Source organism: Mesorhizobium sp. M0848, from assembly GCF_040319805.1.
Classification (GTDB): Bacteria; Pseudomonadota; Alphaproteobacteria; order Rhizobiales; family Rhizobiaceae; genus Mesorhizobium.
Genome location: NZ_JAMYOM010000006.1, coordinates 73,825 through 93,218, shown reverse-complemented (window position 1 = coordinate 93,218; position 19,394 = coordinate 73,825). Strand labels below are relative to the sequence as shown.

General features: G+C 64.0%; 18 protein-coding genes. 3 read left to right on the top strand and 15 right to left on the bottom strand.

Translation table 11 applies throughout. The features are described 5' to 3' along the window. Nucleotides 1-2 precede the first annotated feature (2 nt). Nucleotides 3-848 (top strand): aldose 1-epimerase, encoded by an 846-nt coding sequence (locus NKH95_RS08460; RefSeq protein WP_352891399.1) that lies wholly within the window; start codon nucleotides 3-5, stop codon nucleotides 846-848. A gap of 1 nt (nucleotide 849) precedes the next feature. On the opposite strand, the gene phnN is transcribed toward NKH95_RS08460, so the two are convergent. The 9 genes from phnN to NKH95_RS08415 all read right to left on the bottom strand — a co-directional run bounded on the left by phnN (nucleotide 850) and on the right by NKH95_RS08415 (nucleotide 10,652). Further along, complete coding sequence (phnN, locus tag NKH95_RS08455) at nucleotides 850-1,479, bottom strand: phosphonate metabolism protein/1,5-bisphosphokinase (PRPP-forming) PhnN (RefSeq protein WP_352672905.1); 630 nt, start codon at nucleotides 1,477-1,479, stop codon at nucleotides 850-852. Further along, entirely contained in the window at nucleotides 1,476-2,615 is a 1,140-nt protein-coding gene (locus NKH95_RS08450) for an alpha-D-ribose 1-methylphosphonate 5-triphosphate diphosphatase (protein WP_352585694.1), read from the bottom strand. Before NKH95_RS08450 ends, phnN begins: the two co-directional genes overlap by 4 nt. Nucleotides 2,616-2,628: 13 nt before the next feature. Further along, the gene (locus NKH95_RS08445) at nucleotides 2,629-3,336 is read right to left on the bottom strand and encodes a DUF1045 domain-containing protein (protein ID WP_352891327.1); all 708 of its coding nucleotides are present in this window, start codon (nucleotides 3,334-3,336) and stop codon (nucleotides 2,629-2,631) included. A 153-nt stretch (nucleotides 3,337-3,489) separates the two neighbouring features. Further along, complete coding sequence (gene iolB, locus NKH95_RS08440; RefSeq protein ID WP_352891326.1) at nucleotides 3,490-4,302, bottom strand: 5-deoxy-glucuronate isomerase; 813 nt, start codon at nucleotides 4,300-4,302, stop codon at nucleotides 3,490-3,492. A 211-nt stretch (nucleotides 4,303-4,513) separates the two neighbouring features. Continuing rightward, on the bottom strand, nucleotides 4,514-4,726 hold the full coding sequence (locus tag NKH95_RS08435; protein ID WP_023810667.1) for a DUF3329 domain-containing protein: 213 nt from the start codon (nucleotides 4,724-4,726) through the stop codon (nucleotides 4,514-4,516). A gap of 58 nt (nucleotides 4,727-4,784) precedes the next feature. Then, nucleotides 4,785-5,702: a myo-inosose-2 dehydratase gene (gene iolE, locus NKH95_RS08430; RefSeq protein WP_127330503.1), complete on the bottom strand. Its 918-nt coding sequence runs from the start codon at nucleotides 5,700-5,702 to the stop codon at nucleotides 4,785-4,787. A gap of 143 nt (nucleotides 5,703-5,845) precedes the next feature. After that, nucleotides 5,846-7,696, bottom strand: coding sequence for a 3D-(3,5/4)-trihydroxycyclohexane-1,2-dione acylhydrolase (decyclizing) (iolD, locus tag NKH95_RS08425; RefSeq protein WP_352891324.1), 1,851 nt, complete (start codon nucleotides 7,694-7,696; stop codon nucleotides 5,846-5,848). 35 nt (nucleotides 7,697-7,731) lie between these two features. Beyond that, nucleotides 7,732-9,666: a bifunctional 5-dehydro-2-deoxygluconokinase/5-dehydro-2-deoxyphosphogluconate aldolase gene (locus NKH95_RS08420; RefSeq protein WP_352440534.1), complete on the bottom strand. Its 1,935-nt coding sequence runs from the start codon at nucleotides 9,664-9,666 to the stop codon at nucleotides 7,732-7,734. 140 nt (nucleotides 9,667-9,806) lie between these two features. Beyond that, nucleotides 9,807-10,652, bottom strand: a complete 846-nt coding sequence (locus NKH95_RS08415; protein WP_032909097.1) for a MurR/RpiR family transcriptional regulator — start codon at nucleotides 10,650-10,652, stop codon at nucleotides 9,807-9,809. Nucleotides 10,653-10,808: 156 nt separating this feature from the next. Between NKH95_RS08415 and NKH95_RS08410 the strand changes: the two genes are divergently transcribed. Further along, nucleotides 10,809-11,918, top strand: coding sequence for a Gfo/Idh/MocA family protein (locus NKH95_RS08410; protein ID WP_352891322.1), 1,110 nt, complete (start codon nucleotides 10,809-10,811; stop codon nucleotides 11,916-11,918). A gap of 377 nt (nucleotides 11,919-12,295) precedes the next feature. On the opposite strand, the gene NKH95_RS08405 is transcribed toward NKH95_RS08410, so the two are convergent. After that, nucleotides 12,296-12,991: a helix-turn-helix transcriptional regulator gene (locus tag NKH95_RS08405; RefSeq protein WP_352891320.1), complete on the bottom strand. Its 696-nt coding sequence runs from the start codon at nucleotides 12,989-12,991 to the stop codon at nucleotides 12,296-12,298. 129 nt (nucleotides 12,992-13,120) lie between these two features. Here NKH95_RS08405 and NKH95_RS08400 point away from each other — a divergent pair, with 129 nt between their 5' ends. Further along, nucleotides 13,121-13,756 carry a LysE family translocator gene (locus NKH95_RS08400; RefSeq protein ID WP_352736556.1) on the top strand — a complete coding sequence of 212 codons (636 nt, stop codon included), beginning with the start codon at nucleotides 13,121-13,123 and terminating at the stop codon, nucleotides 13,754-13,756. 270 nt (nucleotides 13,757-14,026) lie between these two features. Here NKH95_RS08400 and NKH95_RS08395 read toward each other — a convergent pair whose 3' ends face one another. The 5 genes from NKH95_RS08395 to NKH95_RS08375 all read right to left on the bottom strand — a co-directional run bounded on the left by NKH95_RS08395 (nucleotide 14,027) and on the right by NKH95_RS08375 (nucleotide 19,356). Further along, nucleotides 14,027-15,118, bottom strand: coding sequence for a 3-deoxy-7-phosphoheptulonate synthase (locus tag NKH95_RS08395; RefSeq protein ID WP_352891318.1), 1,092 nt, complete (start codon nucleotides 15,116-15,118; stop codon nucleotides 14,027-14,029). A 457-nt stretch (nucleotides 15,119-15,575) separates the two neighbouring features. Continuing rightward, entirely contained in the window at nucleotides 15,576-16,370 is a 795-nt protein-coding gene (locus NKH95_RS08390; protein WP_352891317.1) for an SDR family oxidoreductase, read from the bottom strand. Between the two features lie 32 nt (nucleotides 16,371-16,402). Next, nucleotides 16,403-17,398 (bottom strand): inositol 2-dehydrogenase, encoded by a 996-nt coding sequence (gene iolG, locus NKH95_RS08385; RefSeq protein ID WP_352672875.1) that lies wholly within the window; start codon nucleotides 17,396-17,398, stop codon nucleotides 16,403-16,405. Between the two features lie 111 nt (nucleotides 17,399-17,509). After that, a complete protein-coding gene (locus tag NKH95_RS08380) occupies nucleotides 17,510-18,277 on the bottom strand; it encodes an ATP-binding cassette domain-containing protein (RefSeq protein WP_023810655.1) in 768 nt (255 codons plus the stop codon). 2 nt (nucleotides 18,278-18,279) lie between these two features. Next, entirely contained in the window at nucleotides 18,280-19,356 is a 1,077-nt protein-coding gene (locus NKH95_RS08375; protein ID WP_352773851.1) for an ABC transporter permease, read from the bottom strand. Nucleotides 19,357-19,394: the final 38 nt, after the last annotated feature.

Genomic DNA, 19,394 nt, shown 5'->3' with positions numbered 1-19,394 from the left:
AACTGGCGCCGCAAATCGGCGGCAGCGTGAGCGCGCTGCGCTGGCGCGGCATCGATCTCCTGCGCCGGCTTTCGGACGGGGATCGCGATACCGGCAATGTGCTTGGCGTGGCCATGTTTCCAATGACGCCCTACGCCAATCGCATCACTGGGAACACTTTCGACTTCGGGGCGCAGCGCTGGCAGGTCCTGCCCAACAATCCGCCGGAGAAATTCAACGTGCACGGCAGCGGCTGGCAACTCGCCTGGACTGTCACCGAGACAGCAGCCGCGAACGCGACGCTGACGCTGGACATTGCCGCCGGAGCCGAGCCCTATTCCTATCGAGCGACGCAGGCTTTCGCGGTCACCGAAGAGGGGCTGAGCGTCACCATTACGCTCACCAACACCGGACCGGTTACCTTGCCGTTCGGTTTTGGCCTGCATCCCTGGTTCGATCGCGATCCGGACGTGACATTGCAATTCGAGGCGAAGCGCTTCTACCTCGAAGAGCCGGATGGCATTTCCGGTGATCCGATCACACTTCCGCCCGAACTCGACTTTGCCGAGGACCGGCCTTTGCCAAACGGCTGGCGCAACAGTGATTACGGCGGCTGGAGGGGCGAGGCGATCATTCGTTTTCCAACCCGCGGTGCCGGCTTGCGGATCAAGGCCGACCCGGTCTTCAAGCATCTGATGCTCTACGCCGATCCGACAAAACCGTATTTCTGCGTCGAGCCGCAAACGAATGCCTCCGGTGCTTTCAACCGGGGCCGGTGGGACGATCCGGAGGAAGGCGTGATCGTGCTGGCCCCTGGCGAAAGTGCTGCCGGCACCGTCTTGTTCATGCCTTTTGCGCTTGAAGGCTAGCCTAGATCAGGCCCGACATGTCGGAAAAAGCCATCGCCTTGCGCAGCACCTCGGCGAAACGGTCGCCGGCCGCCTCGCGTGGGCCGCTGTTGTCGATCGAGGTGACGCCAGGTCCGGACAGGCTCACATTGGCGCTGCGCGCCAGTCGCGCCAGCACCTCGCCGCGTGACTCGCGGCCGCGCATTGCCAGCCGCTCTGCCAGCACCTCCGGCGAGGCGGTGATCTCGACGATGGCCAGATTGGCATAGCGTTCGCGCAAGGAGGGGATGATCGCGCGCGACACATTGGCGACAGCGACACGGCCATTAGCGACGGACCAGTCGACATCGGCGGGGATGCCGTAGCGCAAGCCGTGCGCTTCCCAGGAGATGGCGAAGGCGCCATCGGCTTCGGCCTCGACGAAGGCGGCATCGGCCAGCGTGTCGTGGTCCTCGCTGGCGACATCGCTCGGCCTGGTGATGACGCGGCGGACGAACTCCAGCCTTGTCTCATCGGCAAAGCGGGCGCGGGCGTAGCCGATCACCGTGTCCTTGCCGGCGCCGCTTGGGCCGACGACGGCGACGAAAACGCCATCGCGGATCGGAAACGTCTCGGCCGACAATTCCCGCTCGATCGATGCCGACACCATCATGCGACCCGGCTTCCCTGCCGCCACACGGTGCGCACCACCGGGACATGGTCGTCGACGCGCACGCGCACCAGATCGGCGCGGCGGCCCTGTTCGATGACGCCGCGATCGGTCAGGCCAACCGCATCGGCCGGGTTCTTCGAGACCATGGCGACGGCCTGCGGCAGGGAAATGCCTTCGACGACATCGCCGAGGAAGAACGCCGACTGGATCAGGCTGAAGGGAATATAGTCGGATGACAAGATGTCGAGCAGGCCGTCGCCGGCCAGCGTACGGGCGGAGACATTGCCCGAATGCGAGGCGCCGCGCATGACGTTGGGCGCGCCCATCAGCACGCCCATCCCGGCCTCTTTCGAGGCCCTGGCGGCCTCTTCCGTGGTCGGGAATTCGGCGACGCGCACGCCCTGCTCGATCGCCTCGTCGACATGGCCTGATGTGGCGTCGTCGTGGCTGGCCAGCACGATGCCGCGCTCCTGGCAGGCGGCTGATATCACCGCCCGGTTCGGCGCCGAATTGCGCGCCGATTCGGCCATCCGCTTTTCGCAGAACAGCTTGAAGTCGCGATCGGTCAGCTTCAGCTTGCGCTGGTAATAGTAGGCATAGGTCTCGAGGTTGACGAACTGGCGCTGGCCTGGCGCATGGTCCATCAGCGACGCCAGTCTGACCCGCTCGTCGCCGTCGAAATTGGCGAAAGCCCTGAGGCAGTCCGGTGCCGAAACCTCGCAGCGCAGATGGATGAAATGATCGGCGCGCAGACGGTCCTGCTTCACACTGTCCTCGATTGCGTCGGCCAGCTTGCGGATGTCGGCCGATGTCAGGTCGGCGTCTTCGTCCATGCCGACGCGCAAGGCGTCGAGCACGGTGGTGATGCCGGCGGTCGCTACCTGCGCGTCATGGGCGAGCACGGCGGCGATCGGATTCCAGCGCACCTTGGGCCGCGGCGCGTAGTGGCCTTCGAGATGGTCGGTGTGCAATTCGACCAGCCCGGGAATGACATAGTCGCCGTCCATATCCTCGCCGATGCGGCTGATGCCGGATTCGATGCCGGCGATAAAGCCGTCGCGCAGCACCAGCGAACCCTCGACGATCTCGTCGGCAAGCACGATGCGGGCATTGTGGAGAACAGTCTCGGCGGTCATTTCAGGCAGTCCTTCAGGCGGTTTTTCTGGCCGGGCGGCGCCCGAGCGCGTGATGCGAGAGCACCATGAACGGTGCACCCGGTTCGGTTTCGACAAACAAGGTCAGCGCATCCACCAGCACCTTCTGTTGCAGCACTTCCGCGAACAGGCTGTCGATCGCTGCGCGCAAACGAGGGCTTTCCTGTGACCCCGCCCGGCCGGACAGCGTCATGTGGAAGCGAAAGGTTTCGAAGACATAGGGGTAACCCCATTGGCAGAGGTTGCGGAACTCGGCCGGCTTCAGCGAATCCGGGCTGCGCCGCTCGATTTCCGCCTCGCTCAGCGGTGCGCGAAACCGGTCGAAATCGCGCACCACGTCATCGGCTACCCGGTTGAGCGCAGGCACTGGCCCTTCCGGCACCAGTGCGAAGAAGCCATCGATCTGGCTCACGACGAGACGCGGGATGGTCACCACCGGCGTCGCCTCGGCGAATTGGTCGAGTGCGGCGCGCAGCGAGGCTTCCGTCTCGTTGGCAGCCAGGCGGAAGGGGGCTTTCAGCGTTGCGTGAAAGCCATAGCGGCGCGCCGAAGCGGTGTGGAAAGCGACTTCCGCCGCCGACAGGTCTGCCACCGCTTCGACCGGCCTCGTCGCGGCGCCGAACGGGTCGCGGCCCAGCCAGTCGGCGGCGATCCGCGCCAGTGGCTCGTCCTGCCGGGGGGTGAAATAGAGGGCGTAGCGCATGGAAAGTCCTTGTCAGCTTCGCTGCCATAGGTGATTTCCATGACGAATTGACGAAGCCTTGCTGGCTTTCAGGTAACAAAACGCTGCGGCGGGGTCATTAGCCGACGATTTTTTCGTGCTGGACCAGGGCGCGAGTGCTCACGCAGCGACCGATCAGGCCTTCATCAGCCACTCGTGCTCGGGCGCGTTGTGGAATTTCCACGTCCGCTTCGGCCCTGCCATGACGTTGAGATAATAGAGGTCGTAGCCGTGGCAGGCGGCGCAGGGGTGATAGCCCCCGGGCACCAGCACGACATCGCCATCCTCGATCGCCATTGCTTCGTCGAGCGCGCGATGGCCATTCTTGTCGGCATCGGTGTAGACGCGCTGGAAGGCAAAGCCCTGCGGCGGGTTGAGACGGTGATAGTAGGTTTCCTCAAGATAGGATTCAGCGGGCAGATTGTCCTGGTCGTGCTTGTGCGGCGGATAGCTCGACGTGTGGCCGCCGGGCGTGATCACCTCGACCACCAGCAGCGAATCGGCCGGCTCGCCCTCCGGCAATATGTTGGTGACGTAGCGCGTGTTGGTGCCCTTGCCGCGCACGGCCTGGCCGAGATCGTCCGGTGCGATCACCCGCACCGGCAGGCCGCCGCCAAGGCCCGGTGCCGAGCAGACGGCGAGTTCCAGTTCGGTGTCCGCCGTCACCGACCAGTCCGAACCCTCAGGCACATACACCGACCACGGCTTGCCCTCGAAGGGCGACATGCGCTCGCCGAGCAGGCCGAGATCCTTGCCGCCGGCTGAAGCCTTGCCCTTGCCGGTAACGAACACCAGGCAGACTTCGCGATCCTCCGTCTTGCCGGAGACGCTCTCGCCGGGCTTCAGCCGATGCAGATCGAAACCGACATAGGTCCAGCCTGCGCTTTTCGGCGTCACATGGGCGACGCGGCCATGGCCCTTGTCGGCTTTGACGAGCAGCTTCGACATTTTTGTCTCTCCTATTCCAGTGGCCTGACGGTTGCGGGCCTGTAAAGCCAAGTCATTTGTTTGAAAGGACCATCGCAAACGGTCGGAAATTGGCCGGCGCCCTTCCAACTTCGTCATCCTAGGGTCTGCGCCGCGTCGCTGCGCTCCTTGCTCCGCCCTAGGATGACGAAGTTAGAAGCACTGCAAGCCAATCGCCAACGCATGCGATCAGTCACTCCTTCGGTTCGGCCTCGGCCTTCGCCTCGTCGGCCGGCTTATAGAGATAAAAAAACTGCCAGACGGCGTAGCCGGCGAAGCCGAGCGCGATCATGCCCCAGAACGGCGTGCCGGTGGCGAACTCGATGATCGACCAGATGACGCAGACCGCGACGATGGCGACGCGCCGCCACAAAGGCCGGAAGAAGGGGTGTTCGGAATCTTTCATCGGGCCAATCTACAGCAATCGGCCTCGCCGGGAACCCGTCGCACCAGCCATTGGGAAACTAGACATTTGGAAAGCCTTGCGTCTCGACCGTATAGCCGGCGGCGGTCATGACGCGCATCAATTCCTTGTAGCCAACCTGCGCCATCCTGAGTGGCGGGTTCTTCTTCGGGTCCTGCTCCGCCTCGACCACGAACCAGCCCTCATAGCCATGGTCGGCGAAGCGCTGCACGATGGCGCCGAAATCCAGCGAACCATCGCCCGGCACGGTGAAGGCGCCCAGCGCCACCGCGTCGAGGAAGGATTGTTTGGTGCGATCGAGCTTTTCGATCACCCCCATGCGAACGTCCTTCACATGCACATGGCTGATCCGGGTATGATGGTTGTCGATAGCGCGCAGCACGTCGCCGCCGGCGAATGCCAGATGTCCAGCATCGAGCAGCAGGGGAATGCCGGCTCCGGAATAGCGCATGAAGGCATCGAGTTCCGGCTCGGTCTCGACCACTGCCGCCATATGGTGGTGGTAGGAGAGCGGCATGCCTTGCTCGGCGCACCATTCGCCAAACGCGGTCAGGCGTTTCGCGTAGGCCTTCATCTCGTCATCCGACAGCTTCGGCTTGGTGGCCAACGGCTTCGAGCGGTCGCCCTGGATCGAGCGGCCGACCTCGCCATAGACGATGCAAGGCGCGTTCACGGCCTTGAACAGGTCGATCATCGGCTGGATGCGATCCTTGTTGTCGGCCATCTCCCCATCGACCAGCGTGCCCGAGAACCAGCCGCCGCACAGCGTGACGTCGGCGGCCTTCAGGATCGGCAGCATGATTTCGGGGTCATTGGGAAAACGCCGGCCCATCTCCATGCCGGTGAAGCCGGCCGACCGTGATTGGCGCAGGCATTCTTCCAGCGACACGTCATCGCTGAGTTCCGCAAGATCGTCGTTCCACCACGCAATGGGGGACATGCCCAGTTTGGCTTTCAAGTAGTCACTCCGGTTCTTGTTCACCCTCCCCCTTGTGGGCAGGGTCGCTGCGAAGCAGCGGGGTGGGGGGTGGCGCCGGACCCCCACCCGGACCTTCGGTCCGACCTCCCCAAAAGGGGGAGGTAGGGGTGGCAGCGCCTATATCAATCGCCGACGGTCTGCATCTTCCGCTTCTCGTCATACGCCTTGCGCGCCGCGTTGACCTGCGGCCGTACAGACACTTCCGGCACCGCCACGTCCCACCAATGGCCCCCGGCATCGGTGGAAACCAGCGGGTCGGTGTCGATGACCAGCACGGTGGTGCGGTTGTTCTTCTTTGCCTTCTCCAGCGCGTTTTCCAGCCCGGCGATCGACGGCACCTTCTCGGCGATCGCCCCCATGCTCGCCGCATGCGCGGCAAAGTCGATGTCGGGCAGGACCTCGTGGCGCGAGTCCTTCAGGAGATTGTTGAAGTTGGCGCCGCCGGTCGCCATCTGCAGCCGGTTGATGCAGCCGTAGCCGCGATTGTCGAGCAGCACGATGGTCAGCTTCAATCCGAGCATCACCGAAGTGGCGATTTCGGAGTTCATCATCAGATAGGAGCCGTCGCCGATCATGACGACGATCTCCTCGCCGGGCTTCGCCATCTTGGCTCCGAGCCCGCCGGCAATCTCGTAGCCCATGGTCGAGAAGCCATATTCGCCATGGTAGGATCCGGGCGCGCCCGCCTGCCATAATTTATGCAGTTCGCCCGGCAGGCCGCCGGAGGCATTCAGCAGCGTCACACCGGAGCCCATGGCGCGCTGCACGGCGCCGATCACCTGCGCGTCGGACGGGTAGGCGGCATTGGTCGACGCCGTCACCTTGGCCGCCTCGGCCTGCCAGGCCTTCTTGCCGGTGGCCGCATTGTCGGTCCAGGTGGAAGGTGCCTTCCAGCCGTTCAGCGCAGCACTGAGTTCGGCCAGGCCCTCGGCCGCATCGGCCACCAATGGCAGCGCGCGGTGCTTGCCGGCGTCGAAGGGCTGCACGTTGAGCCCGATGATGGTCTTGCCGGAATTCTTGAACAGCGCCCACGAGCCGGTGGTGAAATCCTGCAGGCGCGTGCCGATGGCCAGCACGACATCGGCTTCCTCAGCCAGCCGGTTGGCGGCAGAAGTGCCGGTGACGCCGACCGCCGCCATGTTGAGCGGATGGTCGTCCGGCAGCGAGGATTTGCCGCCTTGCGTCTCGCAGACCGGGATGCCGGCGCTCTCGGCGAATTTCGCCAGTTCGTCCGACGCCTGCGAATAGAGGACGCCGCCGCCGGCGATCACCAGCGGTTTTTTCGCACCCTTGAGCGCGCCGACTGCAGCGGCAAGCTCATGGCGGTCAGGGCGCGGCCGGCGCTGGTGCCAGACCCGCTCGGCAAAGAAACTCTCGGGATAATCACAGGCCTCGGCCTGGACGTCCTGGCACAGCGACAGCGTCACCGGCCCGCATTCGGCCGGATCGGTCAGCACTTGCATGGCGCGGCTGAGCGCAGGAATGATCTGCTCCGGCCGGGTGATGCGGTCGAAATAGCGCGAAACCGGACGGAAGCAGTCGTTGACCGTCGCCGTGCCGTCGGAGAAATCCTCAGCCTGCTGCAGCACCGGGTCGGGAATGCGGTTCGCGAAGACGTCGCCCGGCAAAAACAGGACGGGCAACCTGTTTACATGGGCGAGCGCCGCCGCCGTCACCATGTTGAGCGCGCCAGGGCCGATCGAAGAGGTCGCGGCCATGAAGCGGCGGCGGAAATTGGCCTTGGCGTAGGCGATCGCCGCATGCGCCATCGCCTGTTCATTGTGGGCGCGGAAGGTCGGCAATTCGTCGCGCAGCTGATAGAGCGCCTCGCCGATGCCGGCGACATTGCCGTGGCCGAAGATCGCCCATACGCCGCCGAAGATGGGGACTTTGCTACCGTCGATCTCGGTCATCTGGCGCGACAGGAAGCGGGTCAGCGCCTGCGCCATCGTCAGGCGGATTGTCTTGCTCATGGTGGTTTCCTCCGCAGTCCTTGTGCCGGGCTTTCTTATGCCGCCTTACGGCCGCGCGCGGCAAGCCACGCTTCGGTCAGCTGTTCGAAGCGCTGCGCCATATCGGCGATCGCCTCGTCATCCGACATCTTGCCGGCCAGCCATTGCTCGGCCGCATGGACGAAGATGGTGCGGCCGACCGCAAAGCCCTTAACGATGGGTGCCTTGGCGGTGGCGGCGAAAGCCGCTTCCAGCTCGTCCTGCGGCGCCTCCAGGCCAAGCAGCACGACGCCTCGGCACCACGGATCGTGCTTCAGGATCACCGCTTCGATTTTGGCCCAGGCGCCGGCCGACGCCTGCGGCTCGAGCTTCCACCAGTCCGGCTTGATGCCGAGCGCATAGAGCTCCTCCAGCGCGCGCGGGATCGTCGTGTCGTCGAGCTTGCCATGCTTGCCGGCAATGATCTCGACCAGCAATTCGCGGCCGACCTTGCGCGCGGCTTCGAACAGCGCGCGCAGCTTCTGCTGCTGTTCGTCCTTCAGCGCCGCCGGATCGTCGGGATGGTAGAAGCACAGGCACTTGATGCAGTGATCGACCGGCCACTCCACCAGCTGCGAGCCGATGTCCTGCGAGAATTCGAAGCGCAGCGGCCGCGAACCCGGCAACTCCACCGGCCGCCCGAGCCAGGCGAAGGAATGCCTGGCGAATTCGAACATCGCCTTGCGGCCATGTTTCTCGTCGATCAGCATGCCGTAGCCGTCGCGGCCGGCAGCGACCTTCGCCGCGGCCTTGACCGCCAGCACCTTGAATTCTTCGATCCGCGCCGGATCGGCGCCGGCCTTCGCCGCCACATCCTCCAGCTGCACGCGATGGTCGCAGGCGAGCGCCATCAGCGAGGCGACGTCGCGCCGGCGCGTCGTCGCCCAATGGATGTGGTTGATCGCCTCGTCCTTGCGCAACGCCAGATGCTTGCTGCCGTTCTTGAGGAAGAACCGCAGTTCCTCGAAGGTCGGATATTCCGGCGCGCAGAGCAGCCGCGACACGGCGAAAGCGCCGCAGGCGTTGGCCCAGGTCGCCGCTGTCGCATGATCTTCGCCACCCAGCCAGCCGCGCAGGAAACCGGACATGAAGGCGTCGCCGGCGCCGAGCACATTGTATATCTCGATCGGAAATCCCTTGCCGACGACACCGTCCTCGAGATCGTCGCTGATCGGTCCGTCATAGACGATGCAGCCCATGGCGCCGCGCTTCAGGACGATAGTGGCGGACGACAGCGAGCGGATCGTCTTCAGGGCGCTCAGGCAATCGTCGGCGCCCGACGCGATCATGATCTCTTCCTCGGTACCGACGATGAGGTCGCAGTCGGGCAGCACCGTCTTCAACTGTGCCGAGACTCGGTCCGATTTCACATAGCGCTCGAACCCTTCGGCATGGCCGGCAAGGCCCCACAGGTTCGGCCGGTAGTCGATGTCGAACACCACCTTGCCGCCCTTGGCCTTCATGATGCGGATCGCCTTGCGCTGCGCGGCATCGCTGTTGGGCCTGGAAAAATGCGTGCCGGTGACGACGATCGAGCGCGCCGAGGCGATGAAGGCCTCGTCGATGTCTTCCGGCGCCAGCGCCATGTCGGCGCAATCGGAGCGGTAGAAGATCATCGGCGAAACGCCTTCGTCCTCGACCGACAGCAGCACCAAAGCGGTCAGCCGCTCCTTGTCGGTCTTCAGGCCGTCGACATTGACACCTTCACGCGTCAGCTGCTCGCGGATGAAGCGGCCCATCTGCTCGTCGCCGACGCGGGTGAGCAGCGCCGAGCGCAGGCCGAGCCTGGCGGTGCCGACAGAGATATTGGCCGGGCAACCGCCGACCGACTTGGCGAAGGAGGTGATGTCCTCCAGCCGCGAGCCGATCTGCTGCCCATAAAGGTCTACGGAAGCGCGACCGATGGTGATGACGTCGAGCGGCGCGTATTCAGCGTCCACGGCTTCGCTCATTGGAACCTCCCGTCGGCCTTGTTGTGTTGGGGTACACGCGCGAGCGGCAGCGTGGCGCCGGGAATATGAAATAATAATTCCAATCCATAGTCAATATGGAATGAGCGTTCCTTCGGGGAAAAGTACCTTTCGGCGGTGGATCAGGCCTTGCGCTTCCGACCCGTGTCGCGTCGCTTCTCGCCGACGCCGACGGTCAGCGCCATGGCCAGCGCCATTGTCGCCGACAGCGAGCGGAAGCCGGCGAAATCGGCCTCGGCAACCTCGAACCAGACCTTAGCGAACTGGGCGAGCGGGGAAAACGAGCTGTCGGTGATGGCGACGATCGGCACGCCCTGTTCCGAAATACTGCGCGCCTCCTCGATGGTGGCAGGCGCATAGGGCGAGAAGGAGATGGCGATGACGGCATCCGCCGGCGTTGCGAAGCCGATCATCTCGGCATTCAGCCCGGCCGCCGATTCGATCAACTGGTTGCGGATCTTCAGCTTGCCCAGCGCATAGGCGATGTAGGACGCCACCGGATAGGAGCGGCGCTTGGCCAGCACGTAGATGGTTTCCGCCTTTGCCAGCAGGGAAATAGCATCTTCCAGATGCGCTTCGTCCAGCGTGCGCGAAATGTCGTTGAGCGAGGTGCTGGCCGCGGCGACGAAGCCGTCGAAGATCGCCCGATGGCCGGCGCCGCCCTCTGCCTTGGCGCGCAACGCCTGCAGCCTTTCGTCATAGGATGAGTTGCGCTCGCGCAGCCGTTCGCGAAACACCTGCTGCAGGCTGGTGAAACCATCGAAGCCAAGCTGCTGGGCAAATCGGATCAGGGTTGAAGGCTGCACGCCGGCCGAAGCGGCGATGCTGGCGGCCGTGCCGAAGGCGATATCGTCGGGATTGTCGAGCGCATGGGCGGCGATCTGGGCGATGCGCTTCGGCAGGCTTTCGCGCCGCTCCAGGATGGTGGTGCGCAGCGTCTCGAAATCGCGAGGTACCCGTTCGTCCATCGTCGCTGTGTCCAAGCTCATGCGTGAAGCGTCCCTCTCTGCATCATCATAGCGAGCCTGCGCAAGAACGCCATAAAAAATGAGGCAGACATTCCATTTCGGATGAAAATGGACTAATTCATCCACACAACGCTTCAAGCAGTGGAGAAACGGAAAATGGTCGGCGTCGGTCTCATCGGTACGGGTTTCATGGGCAAGTGTCACGCCATAGCATGGAGTGCCGTCAGCGCCGTCTTTCCCGACGTTGCCAAGCCACGGCTGGTCCATCTCGGCGAGGTCAATGAAGAGCTCGCCCGGCGCAAGGCGGGCGAGTTCGGTTTCGCCAAGGCGTCCGGCGACTGGCGTGCCGTAGTCAACGATCCCGAAGTCGATATCGTCTCGCTGACCACGCCCAACCAGTTCCATCCGGAAATGGCCATCGCCATCCTCGAAGCAGGCAAGCATCTGTGGTGCGAAAAGCCGATGGCGCCGAGCTTTGCCGAGGCCGAGGCGATGGCTGCGGCGGCGAGCAAGTCCGGCAAGGTCGCGGCGCTCGGCTACAACTACATCCAGAGCCCGGCCATCCGCCACATCGGCGCTTTGCTGGAAGAGAAGATCATCGGCGAGGTCAACCATCTGCGCATCGAGATGGACGAGGACTTCATGGCCGATCCCGAGGCGCTGTTCTTCTGGAAGCACGAGGCGGCCTCCGGTTATGGCGCGCTCGACGATTTCGCCGTGCATCCGCTGTCGCTGGTCTCAGCCCTGTTCGGCCGCGTCGCCAGCGTCATCTGCGACATGGCCAAACCCTATGCCGATCGCAAGCTGGCCAGCGGCGGCCGTCGCGTGGTCGAAACCTACGACATCGCCAGCGTGCTGATGCATCTGGAAAATGGCATTGCCGGCACGCTGCTGGTCAACCGCTCGGCCTGGGGCCGCAAGGGCCGCATCGCCGTCCAGCTCTTCGGCTCGAAAGGGTCGATCCTGTTCGACCAGGAACGATCGAACGAATTCCAGCTTTACCTCACCGCCGACCGGCCGACCGAGCAGGGCTACCGCACCATCCTGGTGGCGCCGCACCACAAGCCCTATGACCTCTTCGTGCCGGCGCCAGGCCATGGCCTCGGCTTCAACGATCTTAAGATCATCGAGTGCCACGAATTGCTGACGCGGCTTGAAGGCAGGCCGGCGCGGCTCATCGAATTCGCCGAAGGGCTGGAGATCGAGCGCACCGTGCACGCCATGGCGCGTTCGTTCGAAGAAAAGCGCTGGGTGGACGTGCGGTAGAGCCATGTAGTTCGTCGAGACGGGGTAGGTTGCCGACTCTCGGCAGACAAGATTTCACCATTCATTTGGTGACCCGTCGCAGACATTCGCGATTGGCCGACGCCTCCCTGACGCTTCGTCATCCTATGGCGGAGCAAGGAGCGAAGCGACGCGGCGCAGACCATAGGATCCATGCCGCGACTCCAACGCATCACAACGGTGCAGAATTCTGCTCCGCTGCATTCCTCGACAAAGGTCGCGGCATGGATCCCGGGGTCTGCGCCGCGTCGCTTCGCTCCTTGCTTCGCCCCAGGATGACGAAGTAACGGGCGTTTCGACCAATCCCCAAGGCGTGCGACCTGCCAAGGTAAGCACCACGCCAAGTATCTGCGGTCACCTCAGACGGCCGCAGCGTTCGTCTCCCACCCATTGACCCAGACCTGCCGCAAGCGGTCGCCTTCGCCCTTGAACCGCAACCCCGTCGCCTGGCAATTCTCGATCCGGTCGCTGCGGAAATTGCGGATCGCCTGGCGCAGCTCGCACCAGGCGACGATGTTGGCGGTTTCGGCGTAGTAGATGAGCGCGATCGGGCGGATGAGGCGCTCGGAGGCGCGGCCCATTTCGTCTCGATAGGAGAGGTAGAGCTTCTCCTCGTCACGGATGGCGCGTCGCACCAGCGCCAGGTCGATCGCGCCGGTAGAAGGCGCGGCGAAACCCCAGGCATGCAGCGCATTGGCGTCGAATACCTGGCGCAAGGGTGATGGCACCGCGCCGGCGATCTTGACGCTGACGCGCTTGGCCGCTTGCTTGAGCTCGCTGTCGCCCGTGCGCTCCAACAGCGCCAGCGACAAGACGATCGCCTCCATCTCCTCGATCGAGAACATCAGCGGCGGCAGGTCGAAGCCGGGGCGCAGGATATAGCCGATGCCGCGTCCGCCCTCGATCGGCACGCGCATCGCCTGCAGCGCTGCGATGTCGCGATAGATCGAGCGCACCGTCACTTCCAGCCGCTCGGCAATCGTCGCCGCCGTCACCGGCTGCCGCGCCAGCCGCACGATCTGGATGATCTCGAACAGGCGTGACGCCTTGCGCATTTTTTCCCCCGGGTTGCGAGCCCAACTGACACAGCATTGTCAGTTGGGCTGATCTATAGGAGCGCCTATCGAATTGAAAATCAACAGGTTCCGCTGCGGTTTGGCCGAGCGAGGCGGCAGGCAACTGACATGGATTATGCGGAAAATCTCTGGCTTTTCTTTATCCTGCTGTTCGGCATCATCGCCGTTCCAGGCATGGACATGCTCTTCGTGCTCGCCAATGCACTGACCGGCGGACGCGACAGGGGTCTCGCCGCGACTGGCGGCATCATGGTCGGCGGCATGGTGCACACGCTGAACGGCGCCATCGGCGTCGGCCTGCTGATGCATTTCGTGCCGATCCTGTTCAAGCCGCTTCTGCTTGCCGGCGCCGCCTACATGGCCTTTATCGGCATCACGCTGATGCGCAGTTCCATCACTGTCGGTCAGGAGGGGCCTGCCGGCAGCCGTTCCGCATGGAAGGCCTTTCGCCAGGGTTTTGTGACCTGCCTGATCAACCCGAAGGCATACCTGTTCGTGCTTGCCGTCTATCCGCAGTTCCTGAAACCGGACTACGGTCCGATCTGGATGCAGGCGACGATCATGGGACTGCTGACCGTGGTGACGCAGGCTGCGATCTATGGCGGACTGGCGATCACGGCCGGCCGCAGCCGCAATCTTCTGATCGCCAATCCGAGGGCGACCATTTTTGCCGGCCGGGCGGCCGGACTGCTGCTCTTTGCCGTGTCGGTGTTCACGGCATGGGAGGGGTTAAGGGCGGCGTAGGGATTTCCTGCGAAGAGGACCCACCCCCCCACCCCCTAACCCCTCCCCACAAGGGGGAGGGGGACTCCAGTCGGCGCTGACAACGGCAAACTGCCGACGTTTTCAGGCGTCAAAGGTTCGAGTAGGAGTGCGCGGCAGCGTTCCCTCCCCCTTGTGGGGAGGGTTAGGGTGGGGGTCCTTCTTCGCAAGTATCCATATGCGATTGCCCTCCCTCTTGTGGGCGGGGTTAGGGGTGGGGGTCCGTGCCGGGCAAAGGCCGGCAATAGTGGCTCAAGCGGCTCCCTGCCGGCTCTCCATCATCGCGCGGCGCGCTGAGCGGCGCCATTCGACGGCGCCGGCAAGGCCGTGCAGCACCGTCTCGGTGGTCGCCCAGTCGATGCAGCCATCGGTGATGCTCTGGCCGTAGACCAAGGGCTTGCCTGCTACCACCTCCTGCCGGCCGGCGACGAGGTTGCTCTCGATCATGAGGCCGATGATGCGCTCGTCGCCTGCCGCGACCTGGCCGGCGACATCGGCCGCGACCTTGGGCTGGTTCTCGGGCTTCTTGGCCGAATTGGCGTGGCTGACATCGATCATCAGCCTGGGCGCGACGCCGATCCGGGCGAGTTCCACAGCGGCGGCTTCGACGCTCGCCGCGTCATGGTTGGGCTGAACGCCGCCGCGCAGGATGACGTGGCAGTCCTCATTGCCCGTGGTCGTGGCGATGCCGCTGCGCCCGCCCTTGGTCACCGCCATGAAATGATGCGGCTGGGCGGCCGATTTCACCGCCTCGGCGGCTATGCGAAGATTGCCGTCGGTGCCGTTCTTGAAGCCGACCGGGCAGGAGAGGCCCGAGGCGAGTTCGCGGTGGATCTGGCTCTCGGTCGTGCGCGCGCCGATCGCGCCCCAGGCAACCAGGTCGGCAATGTATTGCGGCGTGGTCATGTCGAGGAATTCGGTCGCCGCCGGCAGGCCGAGATTGTTGACGGCCGACAGCACGTTGCGTGCCATCCGCAGCCCCTTGTCGATGTTGAAGCTGCCGTCGAGGTCGGGATCGTTGATCAGGCCTTTCCAGCCGACCGTCGTGCGCGGTTTCTCGAAATAGACCCGCATCACGATCTCCAGCCGGTCCGACAGGCTCTCGCGCAGCGCTGCCAGGCGGCTGGCATAGTCGACGGCCGCGACCGGATCGTGGATCGAACACGGGCCGACAATGACGAGCAGCCGGTCGTCGGTGCCGTTCAAGATGGCATGGGTTGCGTTGCGCGATGCGCTGACGGTGCGCGTCGCGGTCAAAGTGCGCGGTATCTCCCGCATCACCTCGTCCGGTGTGCTCAGTTCTCGGATTTCCTTGACCCGAAGGTCGTCTGTGGTGGTCAACACGGCTTTCTGCTCCTGTTTGGGAACCTGCCGGCTGAAAACAAAAAAGCCGCCAGGTATGGCGGCTGTTCGGATCTTGTTGCTGCAATCTTCAGATCGAGCGCAATCCTCCCGCCGCCAGCGAGCTCCTAAAGTACCAATACGTGGCGGTCAGGTTGATCATGAGGCTCATATAGTCGATGCGGAGGCGCTTGTCACGTGCCCTGATGCGGAGACAATTCGGGATGGCCGAAGCACCCAAACTTCGTCATCCCTGGGCGGAGCAGGAGCGAAGCTCCGTCGCGGAGACCCTGGGATCCATGCCGTGACCTCAGCCGTGGAGTGCATCGGAGCAGAATTCCGCACCGCAGCAACGCTCAGAAGTCGCGGCATGGATCCTCGGGTCTGCGCCGCGTCGCTACGCTCCTTGCTCCGTCCGTGGATGACGAAATTATGGGCGTTTCCGCTAGACTCGCCGGCGTTACTCCGGAGACGCCCCCGCAATGCTCTGGTCGTAGTCGACCAGCGATCCGGTCATGACGCCCGACTGCGGGCTCACCATGTAGCTGATCAGCCGTGCAAGCTGGTCCGGCTTGACCAACTGGCCCATCGGCTGCGCCGCCTCGGCCTTGGCCAGCCAGTCGTCCGGCGCGTCGTGCCACTTCTTCTGCACGATGTCCTCGCCCTCTGTGTCCATCCAGCCCGGCAGCACCGCATTGCAGCGGATGCGGTTGTGGCGATAGGCGTTGGCGACGTTCTTGGTCAGCGTCATCAGCGCCCCCTTGCTGGTCGAATAGGGCGTCAGGAACGACTGGCCGGTATGCGCAGACATCGACAGCACGTTGACCATCGAGCCGGGCGCTTTCTTCTCCAGCAGATGCGCCACCACGCCCTGCATCAGGAAGAACGGCCCACGTACATTGGTGTCGAAGATCGTGTCGAAAAGCTCTTCACTGGTTTCGACCAGCGAGCCGCGCGCCGACGTCGCGGCGGCGTTGACCAAGGCGTTGATGGTGCCGAAATGCGAGATCGCGCTGGCAACGGCGCGCTTGCAGTCGGCCACTTTAGAGACGTCGGCGCTGATGAAGATCGCGTCGACGCCCGCATTCTTGAAATGGGCGACGGCCTTGTCCCCCTTCTCCTGCGAGCGGCCGATGAGCGCCAGCGCCCGGCAGCCCTCGTCGGCCAGCGCTTCGGCGACGGCAAAGCCGATCCCCTGGGCGCCACCGGTGACGATGGCGCGTGTCTGTGAATTGCGATCGGCTGTTCCGCTCATCGCTCTGCTCCTGTGGTTCTTTCCAAGGGTTCTTACTTGTCGAGCCGGACGGTCTTGCCGGTCGTTGCTGATTTCAGCGCCGCATCGGCCAGCTTCAGCGCGACGAGGCCGTCAGCGCCGCTCGGCGACGCTTTCTTGCCCGAGGTCGCGGCCGTGATGAACGCGGCGATCTCAATGGCATAGGCGTCGAGGTAGCGGGTCATGAAGAAGTCGTGCAGCGGCGGGCGCGTATAACCCTTCTCGTTGGCCAGTTCGATCGACACCGGGCGCTGGTTCTCGGCGGCAATCATGCCTTTCGAGCCATGCACTTCGATGCGCTGGTCGTAGCCATAGGTGGCGCGGCGCGAGTTGGAGATGACGGCCTGCTTGCCGGAAGCGGTTTCCAGGATGACGCTGACGCTATCGAAATCGCCGGCAGCACCGATCTTCTTGTCGACCAGCACCGAGGCATGGGCGCTGACCGCCACGACCTCTTCGCCGAGCAGGAAGCGCGCCATGTCGAAATCATGGATGGTCATGTCGCGAAAAATGCCGCCCGAGCGCTTGATGTAGTCGATCGGCGGCGCGCCGGGATCGCGCGAGGTGATGGTGACCATCTCGACGGTGCCGATGGCGCCGTCGTCGATCGCCTTGCGCACGGCGGCGAAGTGCGGATCGAAGCGGCGGTTGAAGCCGACCATCAGCGTCGCCTTGGTCTTCTCGACCACGGCCAGGCACTTCTCGACGCGCTTGACGTTGAGGTCGATCGGCTTCTCGCAGAAGATCGCTTTGCCGGCCTTGGCGAAGCGCTCGATCAGATCGGCATGGGTATCGGTCGGCGTGCAGATGACGACGGCGTCGATATCCCCGGCTTTTTCGATGTCTTCGATGCTGCGCACCTCGGCGCCATAGGCGCTCGCCAGCTCTTTGGCGGCCTTCTCGAACGCATCGGCAACGGCAACCAGTTTGGCCTGGGGATTGGAGCCGACGGCGCGGGCGTGGACCTTACCGATGCGGCCGGCACCGAGGAGAGCGAAGCGAACGGTCATGATATTTCCTCTGGGGGATGGGTTAGAGAGAGTTGTGTCCACACCTTCCTTTTGGGGGAAGGTGGCAAGGCTATTTTTCGAGCGCGCCAGAAAACAGGATGACCATCCTGTTTAGGCCGCGAGTTCCGCCTCCCCGGTCTTGGCGCCGGTGATGTAGGAGACGATGTCGTTTCCGTCGGTGTTCTCCTTGCGCAGATTGGCGACGATGCGGCCGCGCCGGAACACGACGATACGGTCGCAGAGATCGAACACCTGGCGCATATTGTGGCTGATCAGGATCAGCGGCTCGCCATTGTCCTTGAGCGTACGGACGATGTTTTCGACCTGCGCGGTCTCCTGCACGCCAAGGGCAGCCGTGGGCTCGTCCATGATGATCAGCTTGGAAGCGAAGGTTGCCGTCCGGGCGATCGCCACGCACTGGCGCTGGCCGCCCGACATGTGGCGGATGGTGTTGGACAGATTGGGGATCTTCACCGCCGTGCGGACGAGCGCCGCCTCGGTCGCTTTGCGCATGTATTTGCGGTCGAGGATCGAGAACGGGCCGAGGTTGAACAGCACCTTCTCGCGGCCGAGGAACAGGTTCGAAGGCACGTCGAGATCGTCGGCCAGCGCCAGGTTCTGGAACACGGTCTCGATGCCGGCCGTACGGGCCTCGATCGGCCCGGCAAAATTCACTTCCTTGCCGTCGAACCAGATCTGGCCGCTGGTGCGCTGCTCGACGCCGGTGATCTGGCGCACGAAGGTCGACTTGCCGGCGCCGTTGTCGCCCATGATGGCGACATGCTCGCCCTTGCGCAGCTCGAAATTCGCGCCTTCCAGCGCGTGCACGCCGCCATAGCGCTTGGTCAGGTTTTCGGTCTTCAGGACGATGTCTGACATGGTCATGCCCTCATTGCCCGCAGGCGTTGGCGCCACTGGTCGAGAACCACCGCACCGACGATGATCACACCCTTGACCATCTCTTGGTAGTAGGCGTCGAGGCGCAGGAAGGTGAAGCCCGAGATGATGACGCCGAAGATCAGCGAGCCGATCACCGTGCCGATGATCGAGCCGCGGCCGCCCGACAGGGAGACGCCGCCGATGACCGCCATGGCGATGGCGTCGAGTTCGTACATTACGCCCATGCCGGACTGCGCGGTCAGGTTCTTGGAGCTCAGCACCACGGCGGCGAGCGCTGCGAGAATGCCGGCGATGACGTAGACCAGGATCTTGTGGTTGGCGATCTTGATGCCGGACATGCGCGCGGCATCTTCGTTGGAGCCGATCGCGTAACAGTGCTTGCCGTACCTGGTGTAGGTCATGATCAGCTGGAACAGGACGGCCAGCGACAGGAAGATGACGACGGGCATCAGGCCTTTGCCGATGCCGGCGAAACTCTCGGTGGGAAACGAGATCGGCTGGCCCTTGGACCACCATTTCGCGATGCCGCGCGCGGTCACCATCATGCCGAGCGTGGCGATGAACGGCGGAATGCGCGTGTAGGCGATCAGCGCGCCATTGACCAGGCCGGCAAACAGGCCGCAGGCGATCGCCACCAGCAGCGGCACGATGACAGGCAGGTCCGTCCAGCCTTGCGCCAAAAACATCGCCTTGGGATTGGGGTTGCCGTTGACCGTCGCCACCTGGGCGAAGCTCATGGCGATCATGGCGGTCGCGCCGACGATCGAGCCCGAGGACAGGTCGATGCCGCCGGTGATGATCACTTGCGTCACGCCGATGGCGATGATGCCGACGATCGACACCTGAAGGATGATGATCTGCAGGCGCGCTTCGTTGAAGATGCCGCCGACGTCGCTGCGGGTGTTGAACAGGAAGCTGTCGCCGAGAAAGACGCGGCCGATCAGTTCGAAGATGACGACGAGAATGACCAGCGCCAGGAAAACATTGAACTCGGCCGGCCATGTGCGCTTCCTCGCATCATAACCGACGCCGCCGACGCCATGAGATGTCTGTGCCACGTATCCTGTCCTCCATCAGCCGCGGTCGCCCTCGCGCC

Bases quoted from the DNA above. Each gene is read 5' to 3' on its own strand.
- NKH95_RS08400 (WP_352736556.1), top strand. From the start codon at position 13,121: ATGGATTATGCGGAAAATCTCTGGCTTTTCTTTATCCTGCTGTTCGGC.
- iolB (WP_352891326.1), bottom strand. From the start codon at position 4,302: ATGTCGAAGCTGCTCGTCAAAGCCGACAAGGGCCATGGCCGCGTCGCC.
- phnN (WP_352672905.1), bottom strand. From the start codon at position 1,479: ATGATGGTGTCGGCATCGATCGAGCGGGAATTGTCGGCCGAGACGTTT.
- NKH95_RS08445 (WP_352891327.1), bottom strand. From the start codon at position 3,336: ATGCGCTACGCCCTCTATTTCACCCCCCGGCAGGACGAGCCACTGGCG.
- NKH95_RS08415 (WP_032909097.1), bottom strand. From the start codon at position 10,652: ATGGACGAACGGGTACCTCGCGATTTCGAGACGCTGCGCACCACCATC.
- NKH95_RS08410 (WP_352891322.1), top strand. From the start codon at position 10,809: ATGGTCGGCGTCGGTCTCATCGGTACGGGTTTCATGGGCAAGTGTCAC.
- NKH95_RS08450 (WP_352585694.1), bottom strand. From the start codon at position 2,615: ATGACCGCCGAGACTGTTCTCCACAATGCCCGCATCGTGCTTGCCGAC.
- NKH95_RS08420 (WP_352440534.1), bottom strand. From the start codon at position 9,666: ATGAGCGAAGCCGTGGACGCTGAATACGCGCCGCTCGACGTCATCACC.
- NKH95_RS08435 (WP_023810667.1), bottom strand. From the start codon at position 4,726: ATGAAAGATTCCGAACACCCCTTCTTCCGGCCTTTGTGGCGGCGCGTC.
- NKH95_RS08390 (WP_352891317.1), bottom strand. From the start codon at position 16,370: ATGAGCGGAACAGCCGATCGCAATTCACAGACACGCGCCATCGTCACC.
- iolG (WP_352672875.1), bottom strand. From the start codon at position 17,398: ATGACCGTTCGCTTCGCTCTCCTCGGTGCCGGCCGCATCGGTAAGGTC.
- iolD (WP_352891324.1), bottom strand. From the start codon at position 7,696: ATGAGCAAGACAATCCGCCTGACGATGGCGCAGGCGCTGACCCGCTTC.
- NKH95_RS08405 (WP_352891320.1), bottom strand. From the start codon at position 12,991: ATGCGCAAGGCGTCACGCCTGTTCGAGATCATCCAGATCGTGCGGCTG.
- NKH95_RS08380 (WP_023810655.1), bottom strand. From the start codon at position 18,277: ATGTCAGACATCGTCCTGAAGACCGAAAACCTGACCAAGCGCTATGGC.